Genomic DNA, 23,400 nt, shown 5'->3' on the forward strand with positions numbered 1-23,400 from the left:
GACCATATTGGCCGGGCGTTTGGTTTATCAGAATGTGAACTGACCTACTGCTTTACCAGCCGTTACCAGTTCCACGATTTCCTCCGAGATGCCGGTAGTGCTGAAGCCACCGTCGTGCATGAGGTTTTGCATGGTTACGTAGCGGGTCAGGTCCGAAAACAGGCTCACCACGTAGTCGGCGCAGGCTTCGGCCGGGGCGTTACCCAGGGGCGAGAGACGGTCGGCGTACTCGTAGAACGCGTCGAAGCCGCTGATGCCGGTGCCGGCCGTGGTTTTGGTGGGCGACTGCGAGATGGTGTTCACGCGCACTTTCTTGAGCTTACCCAGGCGCTGGCCGTAGCTGCGGGCAATGCTTTCGAGCATGGCTTTGGCTTGGCTCATATCGGTGTAGTCGAGGAAGGCGCGCTGGGCGGCAATGTAGCTCAGGGCCACGGCCGAGCCCCACTCGTTGAAGGCGTCCTGCTTTTCGGCCACAGCCAGCATCTTATGAAACGAGAGGGCCGACACGTCGAGCGTCTTCTGGTACCACTCGTAGTTCAGCTCGCCGTAGTGCTTGCCCTTGCGGATGTTGGCGCTCATGCCAATGCTGTGCAGCACGAAGTCGAGCTTGCCGCCGAGCTGCTCCTGGGCCCCCGAGAACAGGTTTTCCAGGTCCTCCATTGAGGTAGCATCGGCCGGGATGATGGGCGCGTTGCACTGCTCCGAAAGCTTGTTGATTTCGCCCATGCGCATGGCCAGCGGGGCGTTGGTGAGCACGAAGCGGGCACCCTCGGCGTGGCACTTCAGCGCCACTTTCCAGGCAATGGATTCTTCATTGAGCGCGCCGGAAATGATACCGACTTTGCCCGCGAGTAGGTTACTGGCCATATAAGGAGGTGAGTTGGGTTGTAGATTGAAGCTACAAAAGAGGCGAAAAAATAAAGAACGTCATGCAGAGCGAAGCGAAGCATCTCGCGTGCTAATGTTGCAATGGCGACTTTCTACGTCTGGTTACCACTGCAACATCAGCACGCGAGATGCTTCGCTTCGCTCTGCATGACGTTCTTTTATCCTCACTATCCTCTCACCACTACCCCGCCATTTCCACGCCGCGCAGGGCCAGCAGCTCGCGGGCGCTCTGGGTGGCGTGCAGCGTAGGGTTGGCGCCGGAAATCATCTGGGCTATTTCGTGGATGCGCTCCTCCTGGTTGAGTTGGCGGATGCGGCTTACGGTGCGGTCGGCGCGGTCTTCCTTGTACACGAAGTAGTGGGCGTCGCCGGCGGCGGCCATCTGGGGCAGGTGGCTGATGGCGATAAGCTGGTGCTTCTTAGCCATCTGCTGCATCATGCGGCCTACTTTCAGGGCAATTTCGCCGCTGATGCCCGTGTCGATTTCGTCGAACACGATGGTCGGCAACGCGGTTTTGTCGGCCAGCATGTACTTGATGCACAGCATGAGGCGCGAGAACTCACCGCCCGAAGCGGCCTTGCTCAGCGTCTGGGGCTCGGCGCCCTTGTTGGCCGTGAACAGGATGCTCACCACATCGATGCCGCTAACGGCCGGGGCGCCGGCCTCGTGGCCCACCACGATGCGGGCGTGGGGCATGCCCAGGTCGGTGAGCAGCGCGGCCAGCTCTTTCTCAAACTTCGGGAACGTTTTGCGGCGGGCTTCCGACAGGCGCAGGGCTTGCTTCTGCACGGTGGCCAAGGTGGCTTCCACGTCGCGGCGCAGGCGGCTGATTTGCTTGTCGAGGTTGAGCACCGAGCTAACCTTGTCGCGCAAATCGGCCCGCACGGCCAGCAGGTCCACCACGTCGCGCACCTGGTGCTTGCGTTGCAGGCTGTAGAGCACGTTCAGGCGGCTTTGCAACTCATCGATGCGGGCCGGGTCGCCCTCGGTGCGGCGCTCCACCTGTTCAATTTCGTCGGTGATGTCGCGCAGCTCAATCAGGCAGCTGTCGAGGCGGTGGCGCAGGTCTTTCACGGGCTCCGAGTAGGGCGCAATCTGGCCCAGCAGCACTACGGCATCCTTCAGGGCGCCGGTGGCGCAGTATTCGCCCTCGCTCAGGCTTTGCAGGGCGTGGGTGAGCTTGTACTTGATTTCCTCGGCGTGCTCCAGCTCCTTCACTTCCTGCTCCAGCTCGTCCTGGCGCTCATTGTCGAGGCTGGCTTCCTCCAGCTCATTCAGCAGAAAGCTGTGGTAGTCGAGCTCTTTATTGGCCTGGGCTACCTGGCTTTCGAGGGCCTGCAGGTCGGTTTCGAGCTTGCGGTACTGGCGGAAGGCGTTGCTGTATTGGGTGCGCGTGGGCACCAGGTTGGCGTACAAATCCAGCAGGTTCAGCTGAAACACGGCGTCGCTTAGCAGCAGCGTATCGTGCTGCGAGTGGATGTCCATGAGGTTGGCGCCGATGTGGCGCAGGGTTTCCAGCGTCACGGGCGTATCGTTCACGAAGGCCCGGCTCTTGCCGTTGGGGCTCAGCTCGCGCCGCAGAATGCACTGCTGGTCGTAGTCGACGTCCTCGGCCTCGAAAATGTCGCGCAGCTGGTAGCTGCTGATGTCGAAGTGGCCTTCCAGCACGCACTTTTTGCTCGTGTCGAAGAGCATGCGCGAGTCGGCGCGGTTGCCCAGCAGCAGCCCAATGGCGCCCAGCATAATGGACTTGCCGGCGCCCGTTTCGCCGGTAATGATGTTGAGCAGGGCCGAGGGCTTAAGCTCCAGCTTCTCAATCAGGGCGTAATTCTGAATCCGTAAATCAACCAGCATACCGAAAAAGCGTGAGGGCCGGAGCGCCGGCCGTGGCTACCAAGAGTGCAGCTACGGCCCCGTATCAAACGGCCGGGCCTAGCAGCATTAGCAAAGCTACTAGTTCGGTTAGTCAAATGCCAGTTATTTTCGCAAGAAAGGTTTTTTGAGCTGCAAGCTTCAGGCGACAAGCCGCAAGCTGATGTGCAAAGGCCCTTTTTGAGCTTCAAGCTGCAAGCCGCAAGCTGCAAGCTGACGTTGAACATCAGCTTGCAGCTTGAAGCTTGCGGCTTGCAGCTCCTTAGGGTTGGCGCAGAATCGTTTCGTACTTGGCCGAGTTGGTGGGGTCGGTTTCGGAGAGCAGCGTCACGAGGCCGACTTTCTGCTGCTGGTCGGGGCTGGTGCGGAAGATGTTGGCAATTTCGTCGGCCTTAGTTTGGAAGAACGAGCGGGCGAACAGGGTGCCGGGGCGGCGCTGCACGGCTTTCTGCACGTCCTGCAGGGCCGTGTACATGTTGGTGCGGGCCTCCTCGGGCTGGGTGATGAAGATGTCGAGGCCCTGGCGGTAGTAGGCGTACATGCCGCTGCGGAAGGCCTGCAGCTGCGGGTCCTGCAGGTTGTTGAGCAGCCAGTAGCGGTTGCCACTGTTCTCATCCTTCCAGCCCGAGTCCGACTCGTTGGTGATATTCTGGGAGGCGGCCGTGTTCAGAATCTGCCGGGCCCGGTCGTAGTACGGGCCGCCGCTCAGGGGGGCAAAGCTGTCCTGGTCCAGTCCAATCATCATGTAGGCATAAAAGGAGAGCAGCGACGAGAGGTTGCCGACGAACGTGTTTTCGGAGTATTCGAGCGGGCTCTGGGGCGAGTAGTTGAAAATCCAGCCCCGGTCGGCGAAGCTCAGCACGTTGCTCTCGTAGCCGGTGCCGTACACCGGCCGGGTGCTCACGATGCGCACCGTGGCGCGGTAGGTACCGTTCTGCGGAATCTCGGTGATGCCCACAAACAGCCGGCAGCGGATGCGCTCCTCGGGCCGGTACGCCCGGTTGGTAAAGGCCCTACTATTGAGGAAGTTCTGCATGTCGTTGCGCAGATTCTGCACCAGCTGCGGGTCCGAAATCGTCACGTTTTCGGTCGAAACCGTGACTTCGGCCTGCAACTCCTGGGCCCGGGCGGGCCGCAGCAGCGCCAGGAGTGGCAGCAGCAACAGCAGGGACAGCGTCGAAAGCTTAGTCGTCATGGCGGGCAGCTAAACGGGCGAGCACGACGCCCACAATGTCGTGGGCAACGGCGGTTTTGGATTTCAGCCCGAAGGCCGTCGCGCGGCCGTCGGCTTCGAGCAAAGTTACCTGATTGGTGTCGTGGCGGAAGCCGGCGCCGGCATCGCGCAGCGAGTTGAGCACAATCAGGTCGAAGTTTTTGCGTTCGAGCTTGCCCAGCGCGTGCGCCTGCTCGTTCTCGGTTTCCAACGCAAAGCCCACCGAAAATTGTTCGGGCTGCTTGGTTTTTCCGAGTTCAAAGGCAATATCCACGTTTTTCACCAGCTCCAGCGTCAGCCGCTCGCCACTTTTCTTGATTTTCTGCGCGGCCACCTCGGCGGGCCGGTAATCGGCTACGGCGGCGGCAAACACCCACACATCGGCCAGCCGCGCCGCGTGGGCGGCGGCCTCGTACATTTCGGCCGCCGTCTGCACGCGGGTCGTCAGAATGTGTGATGAGGCCGGGTCGGGGAGGTTGGTGGGGCCGCTGATGAGGGCCACTTCGGCCCCAGCGGCAGCAAAGGCTTCGGCCAGCGCGTAGCCCATTTTGCCGGTGCTGTGGTTGCCCAGAAACCGCACTGGGTCGAGCGGTTCATACGTCGGGCCGGCCGTTATCAGTACGCGCATTCTTTTGAATTATAAATTTTAAATTATGGATTTTGAATTGCTTCAAGAACCGAAAATAGGGTACTGGTGCTGATTCAGAATTTAAAACTCGTAATTCATAATTCTAAGTAGAATGTCCTCGGGTTCCAGCATGCGGCCGGGACCACTCAGGCCACTGGCCAGCTCGCCGGCCGGCGACTCCCACACGGTATTGCCGTAGCTGCGCAGGCGCGCCAGATTGGCTTGGGTGGCGGGGTGCTGGTACATGTCTAGGTCCATGGCCGGGGCCACGAACACGGGGCAACGGGCCGAGAGGTACACGGCGTCGAGCAGCGTGTCGCAGAGGCCTTGGGCCAAGTGGGCCAGCGTGTTGGCTGAGGCCGGAGCCACCACCAGCGCATCGGCCCACAACCCCAGCTCCACGTGGTTGTGCCACTCGCCGGCCCGCTCATCCTTGAGAAAACCCTGCAAAACCGGGTTCTTAGACAGCGTGGCCAGGGTGAGCGGCGTGACAAACGCCGTGGCGGCGGGCGTGAGGATAACGCGCACCTCGGCGCCGGCCTTCACCAGCAGGCGCACCAGCGGCGCGGCTTTGTAGGCGGCAATGCTGCCACTCACGCCCAGCAGAATTTTTCGGCCCAGTAGTGCCATACGCGAAGTTGAGCGAGGCCCCAAACGGCCTGCGGGTAAACATTCCGGCCGGTGGCGCCGGGCCATGCGGCCTTATACGCCAAAGCCTCCCCGCCGCCCGGATACGTCCGGATGGCGGGGAGGCTTCGGGCCGGGAGGCCGAATTTACGCGTTCTTCTCGGCTTCCTGCTCGGGCGTGCTGAAATACACCTTGCCCTCCAGGAACTCATCCACGGCCATGTTGGTGGGCTTGGGCAGGCGCTCGTAGTGCTTGGAAATCTCGATTTGCTCGCGGTTTTCGAACACCTCCTCCAGGTTGTCGACGGTAGTAGCAAACTCGGCCAGCTTGCCGTTGAGCTCCTCTTTCAGCTTGATGGCCAGCTGATTGGCGCGCTTCGAAATGATGGCGATGCTCTCGTACACGTTGCCGGTTTCGGGGGTGAAATCCGACATGTTGCGCGTCACGATGGAGGCGGAAGTGTTAGTGGGCGTCTTCATATAATGAGTTTTCGGGGTTCGTAGGTGAGGCCGCGCAAGCGGCGCTATTTGGCGGCAGTTTCGGCCGCTTTCAACTTGTCGGCGGCGGTGCGGGCGGTGTCGTACATTTTTTCGGCGTCCTTCAGCTGCTTGCTCTGCGGGAAGGTATCGATGAAGCTCTGGTAAAACGCCAGCGTCTCGTTGTAGCGTTCCAATTGTTTTTCGGCCACCGATTCGTTGGCCAGATCAAACTGGGCGCTCAGCTTCAGGAAAGCGGCCTGCTCGGCGTAGGCCGAAGCCGGATACTGCTGCTGGAACACGGTCAGGGCCGTTACGGCCGACTGGTAGTACCGCAGATCGTAGTAGAGCTTGGCCGACAGAAACGCCTTGTTCTCCAGCTTCTTCTGCAACTCCTGCGACATGCCCTCGGTTTCGGCCCGGAACCGGCTTTCGGGGTAGCGGTTCAGAAACTCCTGAATGACCTCCAGGGCCGTGTAGGTGTTGGTCTGGTCGAGCTGGAACTCAGGCGAGTCCTTGAACAGCGACTTGGCCTGCATGAAATAGGCCTCCTGCGCGTACTCCGAGTTGGGATACGTGTCGTGGAAAGTCTTGAAATAATACGCGGCCAGCGTGTAGTTACGCTGGCGGTAGTTGGTATTGGCGAAGTAGAACTGCGCCTTCTCGGCCTCGGGGCGGCCTTTCAGCAGCGGAATCAGTTCTTCGAGCAGGGTACCGGCCTTGAAGAAATCCTCCTTCTGGTAGTACTCCAGGGCGGCTTCGTACTTCTTGTTTACATCGGTACTCTTGAGCAGCTTCTGGTAGCCGGTACAGGCGCCCAGCAGCAGCGTGCTGAGGAGCAGAACAAAAAGGGCGGGACGGAAAGACAGCATAAGGGGCGCAAAGGTACAAATAATCAGTTGGCGGCGGTTGCACGGTCGTCCTGGTTTCCCAGGGCTGAAGCCCTGGGCTAGTCAGCACCCCGGCCGGGCTTGCTCCGTAGCCCAGGGCTTCAGCCCTGGGAAACCAGAACGTGTGGGGCTTACTTCTTTACCGGCGTTTTTTTTCGGGATTTAACCGCTGGTTTTTTAGGCGTTGGCGGGGCTTTCTTCTTGGCCTTAACCGGCGCCGCCGCGAAGTGCTTGCCCAGCGTCTGACGGCGGGTGGGCCGGTCTTCGGGGCGCCAGCGGAAATCCTTGAGCCGGGCTTCCTCGGGCTTTAACTCGTTGGGCGGAATGAACTTGGCTTCGGGGTTGGTGATGAAACTGATGGTTTGCAGTTCGTCGTCGGCGAAGCGCAGGGCCATAGTGGCCGAGAGCGACTTATTGACGCCCGAAACGGCCGTGTCGCCCTCAAGAGCATAGTAGAGGCTCTCGGCGTTGCCAACCACGTTAATTTTTTTTATGGTTTTCTCCCCGAAGTAGGCCACCATCGTGCGGCCTTTCACCTGGTTGTAGTTGCCCAGCGTGTCGAGCCCGATGCTGAAGGCGTGGCCGTAGAGGCGCATCTGGTCGATTTTGCCCTTGCGCTGCCGGATTTCCATCGAGTCGGCCGTGAGTTGGTTGTTCTTGTTCCACAGCACCGGGTCGTGGCTGAGGTAGATGATGGAATCCTGCCGGTCGTAGGTCAGCGAGTCGGCGCGGCCCTGCAAATCGGCGCGGAAGATGCGGGCCTTTTTGTAGGCGTAAATCACGGCGCCCTTGTTCAGCGGCGGCTTGCCCTCGATGCTGACCAGCGTATCGGCCGTCAGATACAGCGTGTCCTTGCCCGAAATATTGCGCATCACGGGCCGCGAGCCGTACACCTTGGCGCGGCCCTGGGCCCGCCAATAGCGCCCCACGTCGCCCCTTATCTCCAGGTTGTCCTTCTTGGAAATCATCGACACCCGGCCCGTCGCCAAACCGTACTCGGTCAGCTCGTTATAGAACAGCTTATCGCCACCGAGCAGGTAGTTGGGCGTCTCGATTTTGGCGTTGCGGCCGAAGTTGGCTTCTTTGGTGATGGTGTTGTAAGTGCCGTTTTCGGCGTACAGGTTCTTGTCTTTGCCCGTGATGCGGGTGGGACCGTAGAAATAGGCCACCTTGCTGATGGTATTGTACTGCAGCGTATCGGTGAGGATGGTGTTTTCGGGCGTTACCAGCTTCACGTTGTGCTTGAAGCTGAACACTTTGCTGCCGGTGTTATAGTAGCCGAACTGGCTGTCGAGCGTGTTTTTGGGGTCCTGGAGGTGGCCGCCGGTGCTGTAGTAAGCCAGGTTGTTGGCCAGGTCGTAGTCGAGCAGCTGGGTGGTGAGGGTCATGCGCGGGTCGCGCAGCGTTACGTTGCCGCTCATGCGGGCCTTGCGGGTGTCGCCGTCGTAGGTGCCCCGGTCGCCGGTGGTCGTGATGGTGTCGTTCTGGATGATGCGCACGTTGCTGAACGCCTCAATGGCGTTGCGGTCCAGGTACTGGTACATCGAGTCGGCGTAGAGCAGCGTGGTGCCCTGGCGCAAGCTCACGTTGCCCAGCAGCTTGCGGATTTCCACGCCGTTGAAGTCGCCACCTTCAAACGAGTTGGCGGTCAGCAGCTCGATGGGCTGGCCCTTGCCAGGCTTGGCGGCAGGTTTGGCTTGCGACCAGCCGAGCAGCGGCAATACCAGCAGGAAAACGAGAAAAACAGACTTGGACAACGACATTTCGGCGCAAAGGTAGGCAAGCAGCGTGGCTAACGTGTTTCTTTGCGGCGTAGTACCCCACCCTCTAGCCCCCTCCCCTCCGGGAGAGGGGGAACAAGCGCTAAAAATAGTTTCTAACTCGTTTTCTTACCTCACTTTCTACTTATCCTTATCTAGACTAAAAAGCTAGAAACTAGTTCCCCCTCTCCCGGAGGGGAGGGGGCTAGGGGGTGGGGTACCCGACTGCCATGCTCGACCAGATTCAACAGTTCATCCAGGAACACGCCCTTTTCTCCCCCACCGATACGCTGCTGGTTGCCGTCAGTGGCGGGCTCGATTCGGTGGTGCTGGCCGACGTGCTCCACCGGCTGGGGCAGCCGTTTGCCATGGCCCACTGCCATTTCGGGCTGCGCGGCGAGGAGGCCGATGCCGACGAGGAGTTCGTGCGCAAACTGGCCCAGCAGTACAAGGTGCCCTACTTCGCCGAGTTCTTCCAGACCAAAAAATTCGCCGATCAGGAAGGCATCTCGACCCAGATGGCGGCCCGGGCGCTGCGCTACGAGTGGTTCGAGCGGGTGCGCCAGCAGCAGGACTATGCCGCCATTGCCACCGCCCACCACCAGCGCGACACGGCCGAAACCATGCTGCTCAACCTCACCCACGGCACCGGGCTGGCCGGGCTGCACGGCATCCGGGCCAAAACCGGCCACCTCGTGCGCCCGCTGCTGGGCTTGAGCAAGCCCGATTTGTTCGACTACGTGGTGGAAAACCGCCTGGTGTGGCGCGAGGATGCCAGCAACGACTCGCCGGTGTACCAGCGCAACCGCCTGCGCCTGGAAGTGCTGCCGGTGCTACGCGACCTCAACCCCAGCCTCGACCAGACCATGAGCACCACGGCCGAGCGGGTGGGCGGGGCCGAGGAAATCGTGCGCCGCTACGTGCAGGACACCGCCGCCCAGGCCCAGCGCACCGAGCCCGAAGCCACCTACCTCGATATCCGGCTGCTGCAGAACACTGCCGCCACCGCCCTGGTGCTGCACGAGCTGCTGCGGCCCTTCGGCTTCGCGTATCCGGTGGTAAAGGATATCGTGCGCAGCTTCGGGGCCGAGCCGGGTCGCCGCTTCGAGTCGCCGACGCACCTGCTGGTGAAGGACCGCGAGCAGCTCGTCATCACGCCGCGCCGGCTCAGCCAGTTCGGCACCCACCAGCTGCAGGCGGGCCAGGAGGCGCTTAAAATTGATGGGCTGCACCTGCGCACCGAGCTGCTCGAAGTGCCCGAAGACTACGCCCCGCCCCGCGGCAAAGCCTTGGCCGCCCTCGATGCCGACAAGCTGCGCTTCCCGCTCACGGTGCGCCCCTGGCAGGAAGGCGACTGGTTTATGCCCATCGGCATGAAGGGCAAAAAGCTGCTCTCCGACTTTCTCATCGACCAGAAAGTGCCCCTCAACCTCAAAGACAGCGTGTGGGTGCTGGCCACCGCCGACGGCAAAATCGCCTGGGTTATCGGCATGCGACCGGATGAGCGGTTCAAGGTAACGGAGGAAACCGAACGGGTGCTACTGGTGCGGCGGATGTGAAACTAAACGGTTGATGTGTATGATTTTGTCTTCATGAAAAATAGATGAAGTAAGGCTTGCTTTTCTCGCCCCCCCTATACATTTATTTCATTCATTAACCAAACCCCATTTATTATGAAAAGGCTTACATTGTTGGCTGCACTGGTGTGCGGCGTATCGTTGGGATCTGCCAAAGCGGAATCATTGACCGAAGTTTCGATTCTGACAGAGAAGACGGAAGTCGCCTCTGCGAAATTCAATAATCCGAATGTTATCCAACCATTTTTCCAACTCGACACTTATCAGTTAGAAGCATGCGGGCATAAGGAAACACTATATATGGCCACTAAAGAAGACGCAGCTGAATATCAGAGTTGGATGATATTAACTTACTGCTAGCAAATTCTGTTGCAGATACAGTTGCAGATACAATAGAATTTACTAACTGACAATTAGCCTATCTCACTGGCTGATTGTCAGTTGCTTTTTAACCAGCATTCATAACATGAAAAGATCTACATTAATATTCGTCCTCACCTTTGTAGTTATTCCCTTTTCTTTCGCCCAAATTAAACCGTTTGAGGAAAAAAACACATTCATTACGTGCACTTATAGACTAACTTATAAGCCAGACTCCTTAAGTAAGGATAAAAAGTCGGAACTAATGATCCTTACTATTGGGAATAATTTATCAAAATTTGAAAGTCAATATTCTCAAAAATCAGATTCTATAATAGCAAGCCCCTCATTCAATCAATCTTCAATAGATCTATTATCCACTTATATTAAAACTGATTTTACATATCAAATATATAAATTATATCCACAAAAGGTTATAAAATATTATGATAAGTTGGGTCAAAAATTATATCAGGTAAATCAAAATTATAATAGCACAACATGGCAGCTTACCGCTACTACTAAGCCATTTGCTGGTTATACCTGTCGAAAAGCAACTACTTTATTTGCAGGCAGAAAGTGGGAGGCCTGGTTTACAACCGAAGTTCCTGTTTCGGATGGCCCTTATAAGTTCATGGGCCTACCCGGATTGATTATAGAAATATATGATATTGACAAAGATTATAACTTTTCCTTACTCCAACTAAAGAAGACCACTAGTCTAAATACCATAAAATTACCAAATAATACTCCAACAACTGATCAAAGTAGCTACAACAAGGGCAAAGCTGATTACAGACTCCAAGGAGTGACTAAAGTAGCTACTAATGGCAACTCACCTGAAGTTGCTCGCCAGCTTATTGAAAACTATAAGTTAAAACAGCTACATAAGAATAACCCCTTAGAGATTAAATAGCCATATTTTTTTACTAAATATTTCAATATCATTTTTCACATTCTTTATATATATATCATATGCAATAATGAAGCGGCGAGCTATCGGTTTTTTACCCCTTTTCTTGGCACTGTACCACTTGTCCGTTGCTCAAACTACCTTAATCGGGCAGGTTCGCACGGACCAAAATGAGGCGTTGCCTGGTGCGTTAATTGAGGTGCAGGCTGCCCAACAACCGGACATCTCATCTATAGCGGTGGCCGATGAGAATGGTCGGTTTTCTCTGCAACTGACATGGCCAGTAGATTCGCTCGTGCTCAGCGCCCGCGCCCTGGGCTTTAGCGAGCAGGTGCGCCGGCTGGCCAACCGCAGCCAGAGCGTGCGCCTGACGCTGGCCGTGAGCCTGACCCCGCTCAAGGAAGTCACCATCAAGTCCCCGCCCATCCGGCGCGAGGGCGATACGCTGAGCTACCGCGTCTCGGCCTTCACCGACAAAAAGGACCGCGTGATTGCCGACGTGCTGCGCAAGCTGCCTGGTGTGGAGGTAGAGGCCGACGGGCGCATTCTCTACGAGGGCCGGCCCATCCAGAAGTTCTACATCAACGGGGCCGACCTGCTGGAAAACCGCTACAACCTGGCCAGCAGCAACCTGCCCGCCGATGCCGTGCGCGATGTGCAGGTGCTCAAGCGCCACCAGCCCGTGAAGGCCCTGCGGGGCGTGCAGCCCACCGAGCAGGCCTCGCTGAACCTGGAGCTGAAGAAGAAGGTAACCGCCACCGGCCAGGCCCGGCTGGGCGCGGGCGGCACCCCGGCGCTGTGGAACGCCAACCTCACGCCCATGCTCTTCACGCCCCGCCAGCAGCTCATCGACAGCTACCAGACCAACAACACCGGCCAGGACGTGGCCGCCGAGCTGAAACCGCTGGGCCTGGGCGACTTCCAGCGGCTGCAGGAGCCCGCTACCAAGCCCGAGCTTACCGGAATTCAGGGCCTGGGCGCGCCGCCGCTGGCCGCCGGGCGCTACCTCTTCAACCGGGCCCACCTGCTGAGCGCCAACCACCTGCTGCCCTTCAGCAAAGAGGCCCAGCTGCGCATCAACGCCTCGTTTCTGCACGACCGCCAGACCTACACCGGCCGCACCCGCACCCGCTTCACGCTGCCTGATGCCCCAGCCGTGACTCTGCTCGAAGAAAAAAATAACACGCTCTATATAAACCAGCTGACCACCGACCTGGCCTACGTGCGCAACGTGAAGCGCTACTACCTCAAAAACACGCTCAGCGCCGCCGGTAGCTGGGAGGCTCAGGACGGGCGCATCCAGCGCAATAGCGTCCCCGAGCAGCCGGTGGTGCAGCGGGCCACCAACCCGGCCTATTCGCTCACGAACCGCCTGGGGCTGGTGCGGCCCGCCGGGGGGCAGCGGGTGGTGCAAGTGAATTCGGTGCTTACGCTCGCGGCCACGCCCCAGCAGCTGAGCGTGAGCCCCGGCCCGCTGCCGGCGCTGCTGGGGCGTGGTGGGCTGGGCTCCTACGACCAGGCCCGCCAGCAGGCCCGCGCCGAAAGCTTCTACACGGCCAACTCGGTGGCCTACATCACGGGCCGCCAGCACTGGCACTACACCTACTCGGCCGGTTTCAGCCTGCAAACCCAGGGCCTCCGCTCGGAACTCACACCGCTGCCGGTCGGCCCCGCGCCCGAGGGGGCCGATACGCTGCGCAACCGCCTGCGGGCCGCCCAGGGCCGCTACTACGTGCAGGCCGGTATCGACTATAAAACCGACCGCTGGCACCTGGAGCTGGAGGCCCCGCTAAGCTACCGCACCTTTTCGGCCACCGATACGCCCCTGGGGGCCCGCCAGCAGCGGCGCTACCTCACGCCCGAGCCCCAGCTGTCGGGCCGGTACGAGCTGAGCGGGCTGTGGCACGCCACGGCCGGGGCGGGCTTCCGCAACGAGCTGGGCAACGTGCAGCAGCTTTACTATGGCTACCTGCTGCGCGATTACCGCACCTTGCAGCGCAACGCGGCCCCCCTCACGCAAACCCGCACCTGGAGCGCCAATGGCGGGCTGGTGTACGAAAACCCGCTCACCGCCTGGTTCTACCGGGCCAGCTACAGCTTCAGCACCGCCGCCCGCAACCAGCTGGCCAGCACCCGCGTGCGGCCCGATGGCACCCTGACCACCGTGGCCGTGGCCGAGTTCAACCGCGGCCAGAACCAGTCGGTAAACCTCAATGCCAGCAAGTTCGTGAGTGACTGGAAGTTGAGCCTGGGCCTGCAGCTCAATGGCAGTTTCAGCCGCCAGCCGCTGCTGCTCAACCAAACCCTCACCACGGCCCGCAACCAAACCGGCACGGCCCGCCTCAAGGCCAACCTGAACCCGTTTGACTGGGGCGGACTGGAATACTCGGCGGCCCTTACGGCGCTCCGCAGCCGGGTAGGAGCCGATAGCTATTCTCCTGCCACCACATTGCAGGAGCAGCGGCTGGCCCTGGCCTGGTACCCCGCCGAGCGCCACACAGTGCAGCTCTCGGCCGATTATTACCGCAACGCCGGCTTGGGCCGGGCCGTCAGCAGCACGTTTGTCGATGCCACCTACCGCTACACGCTGCCCACGGCCCGCAAAATCGACGTAGAGTTCAAAGCAATCAACTTACTAGACACCCGGCGTTACCAGACCGCTTTCCTGAACGGCTTCGTGCTGGTGCAGAACGAGTACGAGCTGCGCCCCCGGCAGGCGCTGGTGTCGGTGCGGATGTCGTTTTGAGCAACGTTGAGGCCACCGAGCGGGTGCTGGTAGTGCGGCAGATGTGAGGTTGGAGAAGTAAATCACGTCATACTTGAGTCCGTAACGGAGCAGCCGGAGTTTGTAAGTTGCCACACAAGACACTTGTTGCCCGGAGGCTGGCTCTATGCAACTACCTAAGGTGTTAGAGTCTCTTGGTCATCAACAAGCTCTCACCCAACCTAAATGCTGATGCGGAAATTATTGATCCTGCTAGCTGGCAGCTCAGTGATGTGCGGTTGCGGAGAAAAATGCGAAGGGCCGCCCAATGCCTACGAAACGGGCGTCACGCTTCGCCTCTTACGTTCTGCCGATAACAGCTCCTTGTTTCTGCCGGGTACCGGCTACTATCCTGACTCATTGCAGCTAACCGACCAGAATGGGCAAGTCTTGCCCCTGGCTCTCCCTTCGTTTCCGCGCGCCGCGGAGGTAAATTTTTTGCTGCTTCAGACGAGTGACAGGTCGGCGCTTTCTCAGCGTCTCAGCCGCACGTATTACCTACGGTTTTCTGCCACCGACCAAGACACCATCCAGTCGGAATACGAGTTATTTAACAATGACTGCAACCGGCCAGAGTTTAGCACACTAAAAGTCTTTTATAACGGCCGCCTGCTATATGAAGGTGGCCATTCTTATGGCCTGGAAGCCATAATTTATAAGCCGTAACCTTGATTACTACGGTTTCTCTTACCGGGTCTCGCATCTAAGCCGTAGCTTTACGCGCATCCCAATATTCACACCCAATTCCACCAATCCATGAAAGTTACCGTAGTTGGAGCCGGCAATGTCGGCGCGACCTGCGCCGATGTACTGGCCACCCGCGAAATTGCCAACGAGATTGTACTGGTTGACATCAAGGAAGGCTTTGCCGAAGGCAAAGCCCTCGATATCTGGCAGAAAGCCCCCATTATCGGCTACGATTCGCGCACCGTGGGCGTAACCAACGACTACGCCCGCACGGCCGGTTCGGAGGTCGTGGTGATTACCTCGGGCCTGCCCCGCAAGCCCGGCATGAGCCGCGACGACCTGATTTCGACCAACGCCGGCATCGTGAAATCGGTGACCGAGCAGGTGGTGAAGCACTCGCCCGACGCCATCATCATCATCGTCAGCAACCCGCTCGACGTGATGACCTACCAGGCGCACCTGACCTCCGGCCTCGACCGCACCAAGGTGTTCGGCATGGCCGGTATCCTCGACACGGCCCGCTACCGCGCTTTCCTGGCTGAGGCGCTCAACGTGAGCCCCAAAGACATTCAGGCGGTGCTCATGGGCGGCCACGGCGACACCATGGTGCCCCTGCCCCGCTACACCACCGTGGGCGGCATTCCGGTAACCGAGCTTATCGGTAAAGAGGAGCTTGATGCCATCGTGCAGCGCACCGCCGTCGGTGGTGGCGAGCTGGTAAAGCTGATGGGTACCTCGGCCTGGTACGCGCCCGGCGCGGCCGCGGCCCAGATGGTGGAAGCCATTGTGCGCGACCAGCGCCGCGTGTTCCCCGTGTGCGTGAAGCTCGAAGGCGAGTACGGCATGGACGGCGTTTACCTCGGCGCCCCCGTTATCCTGGGTAAAAACGGCATCGAGAAAGTCATCGAACTCCAGCTCAACGACGACGAGAAGGCCCTGCTCGAAACCTCGCGCGGCCACGTGAAAGAGGTAATGGACGCCCTCGACAAGATGAACAACGCTTAGAGCTTAGAGCTTAGAGCTTAGAAGTGTATTGGATTGTTGACTATCCTGTTAAGCCAAACGGCCGCCCTGCACGATGCAGGGCGGCCGTTTGGCTTTTTCAGTGCGGGGTCGGCGGCAGTTGTTTTCAACTAAAACCGGGGCTGCTGTCAACCCAGAAACCTATGAGTGTACAGCCAATCAGTCCAAATCCGCTGCCAGAACGAATCTGGGTTATCCAATCATCTGCAACATCTGTGATTTATTGCTGACTGGCTTTGAAGAGCTTCTGCTTTTCCTCCTTGGAAAGGCTTTCGTAGCCGGAGTGGGAGATTTTATCGAGGATGAGGTCGATTTCGTCTTCGCCGGGCAGGGCGGTGCTGGCTTTACGGCTGGCGGTGGCAGATGAACCTTTCGTGGAGGAAACGGAGGCCGGGGCCGGATTGCGGTGCGTAACGCGCAGGTTGGAGCGGCGGGCGAACACCCGGCTCACCCAGTCGCCGACGGCCTGCACGGGGCGGCCCAGGTCGCGGCCGGCGCGCAGCTGCTTGATGAAGATGTAGCCCAACAGCGCCCCGCCAATGTGGGCAATGCCGCCGCCGGGGTTGCCCTGGTTGATGGCCAGTACCGACAGCACAATAACCACGGCGGCAATGTACTTGATGCGCACCGGCCCCAGTAGAATCAGGTTGAACTGGTACTCGGGCATGAGCGTGGCAGCGGCCATAATGATGGCCGTAACGCCCGCCGAGGCGCCCACCAGCGGAATGCCCAGCGCCGGCCGCAACGCCGGAATCAGATTGTAGGAAAGAATAAAGAACAGCGCCCCGGCCAGCGCGCCCAGAATATACACGCTCACCAGGCGCCGGTCGCCGAGGTACTCGCGCACCAGCGCTCCGAACCAGTACAGGTTTATCAGGTTGAAGAGGATGTGCAGAAAGCCTTCGTGGGTGAAGGCGTAGGTGAGCACCGTCCAGGGGTGGCGCAGCAGGCCCGGCAGGTCGGAGGGCAGCTGGAACTGGCGTATGAGGTTGGGGTAGTACTGCGCGTAAGTGCCCGTCAGCTTCATAATGGCCTCCGTGAACACCAGAAACACGAACACCAGCACGTTGATGAGCAGGAGTTGATTCAGGGCATTGTCGCGGCGGCTGAACGCGGTGCGGATATCGTTGAAAACACTCATTTCGTCGTTCGTTTCTCGTGGTTCGTTTCCCGCTGCCGGTGGCGCGTTGGTGGTTGCTGCTTTATGCTGAATCCTCTAAACAACGAAAAGCAGAAAACGAGCACCGGAAAGCGAAATACTAGTAAAACTCCTTACGGCCCCGCTCCCAGAACATCACCAGCACGAAGCCCACAAATAGCCCGGCCACGTGGGCAAAGTGGGCCACATTGTCGCCGGGCGTCTGATTCACGCCGCTGTACAGCTCGTAGAGGCCATAAAGCGGCACCAGGTACTTGGCTTTGATGGGCACGGGCAACGGAAATATAAAGAGCGTGGTGTTCGGGAACAGGTAGGCAAAGGCGAACAGCACCCCGAACAGCGCCCCTGACGCGCCGACCATGGGCACATTGAGGCTGCGCTCATACAACTCCTGCATGGTATTCAGAATACCCTGCACCAAACCGGAGTCGTTGGGCGTGGCGTGCAGCTGGCGCACCACGGCATCGAAGGCGCCCTCATTGAACTGCTGGGCATGCGCTTCCGCAAAATCCTGCAAATGCACGTCCGAAGGGTCTTGCTGGAAAACCTCGATGTTGTGCCGCATTTTACTGATTTCGTAATAGCGCAGGCCCGAGTAGAGCATCCCCGAGCCGAGCCCGCAGATAAGCCAGAACGTGAGGAACCGCTGTCCGCCCCAGCGCTGCTCCAGTAGCGGCCCGAACACCATCAGGCCAAACATGTTGGAGAAGATGTGCATGATATCCTGAGTAGAATGCATGAACATATACGTCAGGAACTGCCAGGGCTGGAAAAACTGGGAACCTACTGGATACAGAGCCAGCAGCCCCAGCCCACCCGGCAGGTTGGTAGCGAGCAAGTAGATTACCACGTTGGCGATGAGCAGGTTGCGGACCGTCGGCGTGAGGTTAAACATAGAGGAGGAGCTAGGAGCGGGAAATAAGGAACTGCGAGCGGTAAACGGAGAGCGAGCAGCAGAGAGTAAGAATACAAAGGAACGTCATGCTGAGCGAAGCGGAGCGGAGTCGAAGCATCTCTACCGCTTCGTTGCAGCCACTGGGGTTAGCATAGCACACGAGATGCTTCGACTACGTCTCCGCCTTGGCTCAGCATGACCGTTCTTTCAACCCTCGCCCCTACCCAAACAGCTCGCGCAGCTGGCCCAGCTCCAGCATTACGATGGTGCGGCGGCCGTCGGGGGTGTAGTTGGGCACGGTGCAGGCGAACAGCTTATCGACGATGGTGGTCATTTCGCGCTCCGAGAGGCGGGCGCCGGCGGCGCTGGCCGCTACCCGGCGGGCCAGGGCGCGGGCCATCTGCTCGCGCCGGTCGAGCTTGACTTGGCCGCCGCCGCTGCGGAACTGCTCAATCAGGCCTTCCAGCAGCTCCTTTTCGTCGCGGGCCGGCACATCGGCCGGAATGCCCTCGACGGCAATGGTATGGCGGCCGAAGTCGGTGAAGCGGAAGCCCAGGGCCCGCAGCGCGTCCTCCACTTCGCGCAGAATGGCGAAATCCTGGGGCGTGAAGGTGATGGTGCGCGGGAACAGCAGCGTCTGGGAGGCACTCACGTCGCGCTCCAGGGCCTGGGCATACTGCTCGAACAGGATCCGCTCGCGGGCCGCCACCTGATCAATCAGCATCACGCCCGATTTCACCGGCACCAGCAAATACTGCTGGTGCAGCTGCAACACCTTGTTGCCCGGCCCGGTACTCGACTCGCGCAGCGGCAGCTCGGGCGCGGCGGCCGTGCCCGGCAGCACTTCCACCTGCGGCGCAGCGGTTGCAGCGCTGGCCGGGGTTTCGGCAGCCGGCGCGACGGGCAGCACTTCGCCCGTTTCGGGGTCCACGTTTTCGGGGGCGGCCGGCGGCGTCTCGGGCGTAGCAGCGGGGGCGGGCGGGGCCACGGGCACTTTGGGCACGGGCACGCCGGCGGCGGTGGCCTCGTGCTCCACGTCGGGCAGGTTTACGCGGCTCAGGCTGCGGTAGAAATCCTCCAGCTCCTGCTTGGCCTGCTCGGTGGGCCGGGGCGTGAGGGGCCGCTCGAAGGCGCTGGCGCCGCTGGCCCGGCCCGAAGAGCGCGGGTTGGCCAGCTGGTTGGCGGCGCTGGCGGCGGCGGCCAGCGCGTCGGGCCGGCCGCTGCCGGTGCCGTCGTCGAAGGGGTTTTTCTCGTTGCCCGACAGTTGCAGCGGCCGGATGGCGCCGAAGTTCACATCGCCCGCGAAATCGAGTGAGGGGGCCATGTTGTGCAGGCCCAGGCTCTGCTTCACGGCCGAGCGCACGATGGCGTACACCGTTTTCTCGTCCTCGAACTTGATTTCGGTTTTGGTGGGGTGCACGTTGATATCGATGCTCTTAGGGTCGAGGTCGAGAAACAGCACGTAGAACGGGTGGGTATCCTTGGGCAGCAGGCCTTCGTAGGCCGTGAGCACGGCGTGGTTGAGGTAGGCCGAACGAATGAAACGGTTGTTGACGAAGAAAAACTGGTCGCCCCGGCTTTTCTTGGCCGACTCGGGCTTGCCGATGAAGCCGCGCACCGTCAGAAACGGTGTTTCCTCCTCCACCTGGGCCAGCTGCTCCTTATAGCCGTTGCCCAGCAGGGCCACAATGCGCTGGCCCAGCTTGCCGGCCGGCAGGTTGAAGACCTCCAGATCGTTCTGAAACAGCGAAAACGCAATGCCCGGGTTGGCCAGCGCCACGTGCTGGAACTCGTCGAGGATATGGCGCATTTCCACGGCATTGCTTTTGAGGAAGTTGCGGCGGGCGGGCACATTGAAAAACAGGTTTTTCATGCTGATGCTCGTGCCGTCGGGGCAGGCGACGGGCTGCTGGCTCGTAATCTGCGAGCCTTCCACCAGCAGCAGCGTGCCGGTGTCCTGGTCGCGGGTTTTGGTGCGCAGCTCCAGCTGGGCCACGGCGGCAATGGAGGCCAGCGCCTCGCCCCGGAACCCCAGCGTACGGATGCGAAACAGGTCGTCGGTGGTGCGGATTTTACTCGTGGCGTGGCGCTCCAGGCTCATGCGCGCGTCGGTCGGGCTCATGCCGGCCCCGTTGTCGACCACCTGCACCAGCTGCTTGCCGGCTTCTTTCACGATGAGCTGCACCTGCGTAGCACCGGCGTCGACGGCGTTTTCGAGCAGCTCCTTCACGGCCGAAGCCGGGCGCTGCACCACTTCGCCGGCCGCAATCTGGTTGGCCAAGTACTCGGGCAGCAGTTGAATGATATCGGGCATTTTATTTAGGGAGAGGCGAGGAGTTGGGAGCTAGCGGATAGAATAGGAGATGAAAGAACAAAGGCCGGCTGTCATGCTGAGCGCAGCGCAGCGGAGTCGAAGCATAACAGCCTTTTTACCCGCTTTTTTCCAACCGCTATTCACGAGTTATCCGCCTGATAACAACCGACGTCGGGAATTTCTCCGTAAGTTTGTAGCCAACTTTGGCCGGCCGTGCCGACACGAATCGGTTAGCTTCGGCGTTGGGCGAGGTGAGTGGCCGGGTTGGAAGGGCGGCAGCGCAACCCGCGGCCGACTTTTGCCCAGAACTTGATTGAAAGAGCAAAATTACTGTTTTTCGGCTCGTCATCCGCTAGTACCAATTTAGTCAGAATCACCGGGGCCGATGCGCAAAGAATTTAGGATTGGGCTTTTTTTGCTGGTCCTGGCCCTCACCGGCCTGTTTGTTTCCTCCTCCGCCCCCCCGGCGGCTGATATGGGCCGGCCCATGACCGCGGCCGAGCAGCAGTGGGTCGACAGCGTGTTTGCGGGCCTCACGCCCGAACAGCGCCTGGGCCAGCTGTTTATGGTGGCCGCCTACTCCAACAAAGACCGCAAGCACGTTCAGTACACCGAGTTTCTGGTCAAGAACTATGGCATTGGCGGGCTGATGTTCCTGCAGGGTGGCCCGCGCCGGCAGGCCCACCTCACCAACCGCTACCAGGCCGCCTCCAAGGTGCCGCTGCTCATTGCCATGGATGCCGAATGGGGCCTCGATATGCGCCTCGATTCGAGCATGCACTTCGCCAAGGGCATGACCCTGGGCGCTATGGACGACGACGAGTACGTGTACCAGATGGGCCGCGAAATTGCGCTCAACCTTAAAACGCTGGGCGTGCACGTGAGCTTCTCGCCCGTCATCGACGTCAACTCCAACCCCAGCAACCCGGTTATCGGCAACCGCTCGTTTGGCGAAGACAAGGAGCAGGTAGCGGCCCGCGGCGTGCGCTACATTAGTGGCCTGCAGGACCACGGCGTGATGGCCGTGGTCAAGCACTTCCCCGGCCACGGCGACACCGACGTGGACTCGCACGTGGCCCTGCCAGTTATCAACTCCGACCTGGCCCGGCTCACCAACATCGACCTCTACCCCTTCCGCAAGGCCATCGACCAGGGCGTGATGGGCGTGATGGTGGGCCACCTCTACGTGCCGCTGCTCGACACCAGCCGTACGCTGTCGGCCACCATTTCGCCCAACCTCGTTACCGGGCTGCTCAAGGAGAAAATGGGCTTCCGGGGCCTCGTGTTTACCGACGCGCTCAACATGAAGAGCGTGTCGAACCTCTACAAAGCCGGCGAGCTGGACGCGCTGGCTTTGCTGGCCGGCAACGATGTGCTGCTGTTTTCGGAGGATGTGCCCATGGCCATTCAGAAAATCAAGGACGCCATTGCCAGCGGTAAAATTGCCCAGGCCGACGTGGATGCGCGGGTGCGCAAGATGCTGCGGGCCAAGTTCTGGGCCGGCCTCAACCGCTACCGCCCCATCGACGTGCCCCACCTGATGCAGAACCTGAACCGGCCCCTGAGCCGCATGGTGCAGCAGCAGATTTACGAGCACGCCGTAACGGTAGTCAAGAACGAGGACGACATTCTGCCCTTCCAGCGCCTCGATACGCTGCGCATTGCCTCCATCACCATTGGCTCGCAGGCCGACACCTACCGCGAAACGATGGGCAAGTACCAGAGCGGGCCGGTGTACGCCGTGCCCAACCGCTACGCCCCCGACTCGACCTTCAACCGCATTGGCCGGCAGCTGGCGCCCTACAACGTGGTGGTGGTCAGCCTGCACAACATGAACAACACGCCGGTCCACAACTACGGGCTCGGCGACGGCGCGCTCCGGTTCCTGAAAACGCTGCAGGCCAACCCGCGCCTGAAAACGGTGGTGGTGGTATTCGGCAACGCCTACGCGCTGAAAAACGTGGAAACCGCCCGCAACCTGGTGTGCGGCTACGAAGACAACTTTGCCTCGCAGCTGGTGGTGCCGCAGGTGCTGTTCGGGGCGCTGCCCGCCCGGGGCCGCCTGCCGGTTACGGTATCGGAAACCCTGAAAGCCGGCCAGGGCCTGCCCACCCCCGATTTCCGCCGCCTGCGCTACGGCACGCCCGAGGAAGTAGGCCTCGACTCGCGCATTCTGGCCCAGATTGACAACGTGGCCCTGGAGGCCGTGGCCTACGCCGCCGCCCCCGGCTGCCAGGTGCTGGTGGCCAAGGATGGCATGGTGGTGTTCGACAAAAGCTACGGCTTCTACACCTACGATAAGGAGCAGGCCGTCAACAACGGCACGCTCTACGACCTGGCTTCGGTAACCAAAGTGGCCGGCACGCTGCAGGCCATTATGTGGCTCAAGGATGAAGGCCGCCTCAACCTCGACGACAAGGTTTCGAGCTACCTGACCGAGCTGAAAACGACGAACAAAAAGGACATGACGGTGCGCGAGGTGCTCATGCACCACGCCGGCCTCAAGCCCGGCATCCCCACCTGGGAGCGGACAATCACCAGCACCGGCGTCAAGCCCGAGTTCTACGCCAGCACCGAGTCGCCGCAGTTTTCGCGCGAAGTGACGCCCAACCTGTTCAGCGCCAGCTCCTCCGACGACACCGTCTGGAACTGGGTGCAGGAGTCGGCGCTGCTGCCTAAAATCAAGGGCAAGTACCCGGTCGAGTATTCCGACCTGAGCTTTATCGTGATGAAGCGGCTGGCCGAAAAGCTGCTCAAGCAGCCGCTGGAGCAGTTTCTGGCCAAGCAGTTCTACCAGCCATTGGGCCTGGGCTCGATGACTTACAACCCGCTCGACAAGTTTCCGAAGTCGTGCATCGCGCCCACCGAAAACGACACCTACTACCGCCGCACCCTGCTGCAGGGCAGCGTGCACGACCAGACGGCGGCCCTGGTGGGCGGCGTGGGCGGGCACGCCGGCCTGTTTGCCAACGCCAACGACCTGGCCGTGCTCATGCAGATGAACCTGCAGAACGGCCGCTACGGCGGGCAGCGCTTCTTCCAGACCCCCGTGGTGGCCGAGTTTGCCCGTGGCACCGAGGCCGGCAGCCGCCGCGGCCTGGGCTGGGACCGGGGCGACCCCACTAAGCCCTCGGGCCCCACCAGCAACCTGTCGCCGGCCAGCACGTTTGGCCACACCGGCTTCACCGGCACCTGCGTCTGGATGGACCCGGAAAACAAAATCCTCTACATCTTTCTTTCTAACCGCGTCTACCCCGACGCCAACAACAAGAAGCTGGTGCAGTACAACATTCGCACCCGCATTCACGACGTGATTTACAAGGCGCTGCAAAAGTCATGACCTGTTGCCCGG

At 60.2% G+C, this 23,400-nt stretch carries 17 protein-coding genes; 6 read left to right on the top strand and 11 right to left on the bottom strand.

From position 1 onward, the window contains the following. Positions 1 to 27 precede the first annotated feature (27 nt). The 8 genes from H145_RS0108580 to H145_RS20585 all read right to left on the bottom strand — a co-directional run bounded on the left by H145_RS0108580 (position 28) and on the right by H145_RS20585 (position 8,359). Entirely contained in the window at positions 28 to 867 is an 840-nt protein-coding gene (locus H145_RS0108580) for an enoyl-ACP reductase FabI (protein WP_019947733.1), read from the bottom strand. A 202-nt stretch (positions 868 to 1,069) separates the two neighbouring features. Continuing rightward, positions 1,070 to 2,743: a DNA repair protein RecN gene (gene recN, locus H145_RS0108585; RefSeq protein ID WP_019947734.1), complete on the bottom strand. Its 1,674-nt coding sequence runs from the start codon at positions 2,741 to 2,743 to the stop codon at positions 1,070 to 1,072. Between the two features lie 280 nt (positions 2,744 to 3,023). Next, positions 3,024 to 3,956, bottom strand: coding sequence for a type IX secretion system protein PorD (gene porD, locus H145_RS0108590; RefSeq protein WP_019947735.1), 933 nt, complete (start codon positions 3,954 to 3,956; stop codon positions 3,024 to 3,026). Then, positions 3,946 to 4,602 (bottom strand): phosphopantothenoylcysteine decarboxylase domain-containing protein, encoded by a 657-nt coding sequence (locus H145_RS24940; RefSeq protein WP_019947736.1) that lies wholly within the window; start codon positions 4,600 to 4,602, stop codon positions 3,946 to 3,948. Before H145_RS24940 ends, porD begins: the two co-directional genes overlap by 11 nt. Positions 4,603 to 4,683: 81 nt before the next feature. Next, positions 4,684 to 5,232 carry a flavoprotein gene (locus H145_RS24945; protein ID WP_019947737.1) on the bottom strand — a complete coding sequence of 183 codons (549 nt, stop codon included), beginning with the start codon at positions 5,230 to 5,232 and terminating at the stop codon, positions 4,684 to 4,686. 144 nt (positions 5,233 to 5,376) lie between these two features. Then, positions 5,377 to 5,709, bottom strand: a complete 333-nt coding sequence (locus tag H145_RS0108605) for a DNA-directed RNA polymerase subunit omega (RefSeq protein WP_019947738.1) — start codon at positions 5,707 to 5,709, stop codon at positions 5,377 to 5,379. 44 nt (positions 5,710 to 5,753) lie between these two features. Continuing rightward, positions 5,754 to 6,578: an outer membrane protein assembly factor BamD gene (locus tag H145_RS0108610; protein WP_019947739.1), complete on the bottom strand. Its 825-nt coding sequence runs from the start codon at positions 6,576 to 6,578 to the stop codon at positions 5,754 to 5,756. Between the two features lie 149 nt (positions 6,579 to 6,727). Then, complete coding sequence (locus tag H145_RS20585) at positions 6,728 to 8,359, bottom strand: OstA-like protein (RefSeq protein ID WP_019947740.1); 1,632 nt, start codon at positions 8,357 to 8,359, stop codon at positions 6,728 to 6,730. A gap of 227 nt (positions 8,360 to 8,586) precedes the next feature. On the opposite strand from H145_RS20585, the gene tilS reads away from it, so the two are divergent. From tilS to mdh, 5 genes are all read left to right on the top strand, one after another. Beyond that, a complete protein-coding gene (gene tilS / locus H145_RS0108620; RefSeq protein ID WP_019947741.1) occupies positions 8,587 to 9,915 on the top strand; it encodes a tRNA lysidine(34) synthetase TilS in 1,329 nt (442 codons plus the stop codon). Positions 9,916 to 10,399: 484 nt separating this feature from the next. Then, entirely contained in the window at positions 10,400 to 11,209 is an 810-nt protein-coding gene (locus H145_RS23260) for a GLPGLI family protein (RefSeq protein ID WP_071595152.1), read from the top strand. Positions 11,210 to 11,501: 292 nt separating this feature from the next. Beyond that, a complete protein-coding gene (locus H145_RS0108625) occupies positions 11,502 to 13,952 on the top strand; it encodes a porin family protein (protein ID WP_019947742.1) in 2,451 nt (816 codons plus the stop codon). A 210-nt stretch (positions 13,953 to 14,162) separates the two neighbouring features. Beyond that, positions 14,163 to 14,636, top strand: coding sequence for a hypothetical protein (locus tag H145_RS0108630; RefSeq protein WP_026351371.1), 474 nt, complete (start codon positions 14,163 to 14,165; stop codon positions 14,634 to 14,636). Between the two features lie 90 nt (positions 14,637 to 14,726). Further along, positions 14,727 to 15,662 (top strand): malate dehydrogenase, encoded by a 936-nt coding sequence (mdh, locus tag H145_RS0108635; RefSeq protein ID WP_019947744.1) that lies wholly within the window; start codon positions 14,727 to 14,729, stop codon positions 15,660 to 15,662. 238 nt (positions 15,663 to 15,900) lie between these two features. On the opposite strand, the gene H145_RS0108640 is transcribed toward mdh, so the two are convergent. The 3 genes from H145_RS0108640 to mutL form a co-directional block, all read right to left on the bottom strand. Continuing rightward, positions 15,901 to 16,821, bottom strand: coding sequence for a rhomboid family intramembrane serine protease (locus tag H145_RS0108640; RefSeq protein WP_019947745.1), 921 nt, complete (start codon positions 16,819 to 16,821; stop codon positions 15,901 to 15,903). 118 nt (positions 16,822 to 16,939) lie between these two features. After that, positions 16,940 to 17,734 (bottom strand): rhomboid family intramembrane serine protease, encoded by a 795-nt coding sequence (locus H145_RS0108645; protein WP_019947746.1) that lies wholly within the window; start codon positions 17,732 to 17,734, stop codon positions 16,940 to 16,942. A gap of 220 nt (positions 17,735 to 17,954) precedes the next feature. Next, a complete protein-coding gene (gene mutL, locus H145_RS0108650; RefSeq protein ID WP_019947747.1) occupies positions 17,955 to 20,048 on the bottom strand; it encodes a DNA mismatch repair endonuclease MutL in 2,094 nt (697 codons plus the stop codon). Positions 20,049 to 20,463: 415 nt separating this feature from the next. Here mutL and H145_RS0108655 point away from each other — a divergent pair, with 415 nt between their 5' ends. Next, complete coding sequence (locus H145_RS0108655) at positions 20,464 to 23,388, top strand: glycoside hydrolase family 3 N-terminal domain-containing protein (protein ID WP_240471677.1); 2,925 nt, start codon at positions 20,464 to 20,466, stop codon at positions 23,386 to 23,388. The last annotated feature ends 12 nt before the right edge of the window (positions 23,389 to 23,400 follow it).

The organism is Hymenobacter aerophilus DSM 13606 (assembly GCF_000382225.1).
GTDB lineage: Bacteria > Bacteroidota > Bacteroidia > Cytophagales > Hymenobacteraceae > Hymenobacter > Hymenobacter aerophilus.

Bases quoted from the DNA above. Each gene is read 5' to 3' on its own strand.
- H145_RS0108630 (WP_026351371.1), top strand. From the start codon at position 14,163: ATGCGGAAATTATTGATCCTGCTAGCTGGCAGCTCAGTGATGTGCGGT.
- H145_RS0108640 (WP_019947745.1), bottom strand. From the start codon at position 16,821: ATGAGTGTTTTCAACGATATCCGCACCGCGTTCAGCCGCCGCGACAAT.
- recN (WP_019947734.1), bottom strand. From the start codon at position 2,743: ATGCTGGTTGATTTACGGATTCAGAATTACGCCCTGATTGAGAAGCTG.
- H145_RS0108580 (WP_019947733.1), bottom strand. From the start codon at position 867: ATGGCCAGTAACCTACTCGCGGGCAAAGTCGGTATCATTTCCGGCGCG.
- H145_RS0108610 (WP_019947739.1), bottom strand. From the start codon at position 6,578: ATGCTGTCTTTCCGTCCCGCCCTTTTTGTTCTGCTCCTCAGCACGCTG.
- H145_RS20585 (WP_019947740.1), bottom strand. From the start codon at position 8,359: ATGTCGTTGTCCAAGTCTGTTTTTCTCGTTTTCCTGCTGGTATTGCCG.
- porD (WP_019947735.1), bottom strand. From the start codon at position 3,956: ATGACGACTAAGCTTTCGACGCTGTCCCTGCTGTTGCTGCTGCCACTC.
- tilS (WP_019947741.1), top strand. From the start codon at position 8,587: ATGCTCGACCAGATTCAACAGTTCATCCAGGAACACGCCCTTTTCTCC.
- mdh (WP_019947744.1), top strand. From the start codon at position 14,727: ATGAAAGTTACCGTAGTTGGAGCCGGCAATGTCGGCGCGACCTGCGCC.
- mutL (WP_019947747.1), bottom strand. From the start codon at position 20,048: ATGCCCGATATCATTCAACTGCTGCCCGAGTACTTGGCCAACCAGATT.
- H145_RS0108605 (WP_019947738.1), bottom strand. From the start codon at position 5,709: ATGAAGACGCCCACTAACACTTCCGCCTCCATCGTGACGCGCAACATG.
- H145_RS0108645 (WP_019947746.1), bottom strand. From the start codon at position 17,734: ATGTTTAACCTCACGCCGACGGTCCGCAACCTGCTCATCGCCAACGTG.
- H145_RS23260 (WP_071595152.1), top strand. From the start codon at position 10,400: ATGAAAAGATCTACATTAATATTCGTCCTCACCTTTGTAGTTATTCCC.
- H145_RS24945 (WP_019947737.1), bottom strand. From the start codon at position 5,232: ATGGCACTACTGGGCCGAAAAATTCTGCTGGGCGTGAGTGGCAGCATT.
- H145_RS24940 (WP_019947736.1), bottom strand. From the start codon at position 4,602: ATGCGCGTACTGATAACGGCCGGCCCGACGTATGAACCGCTCGACCCA.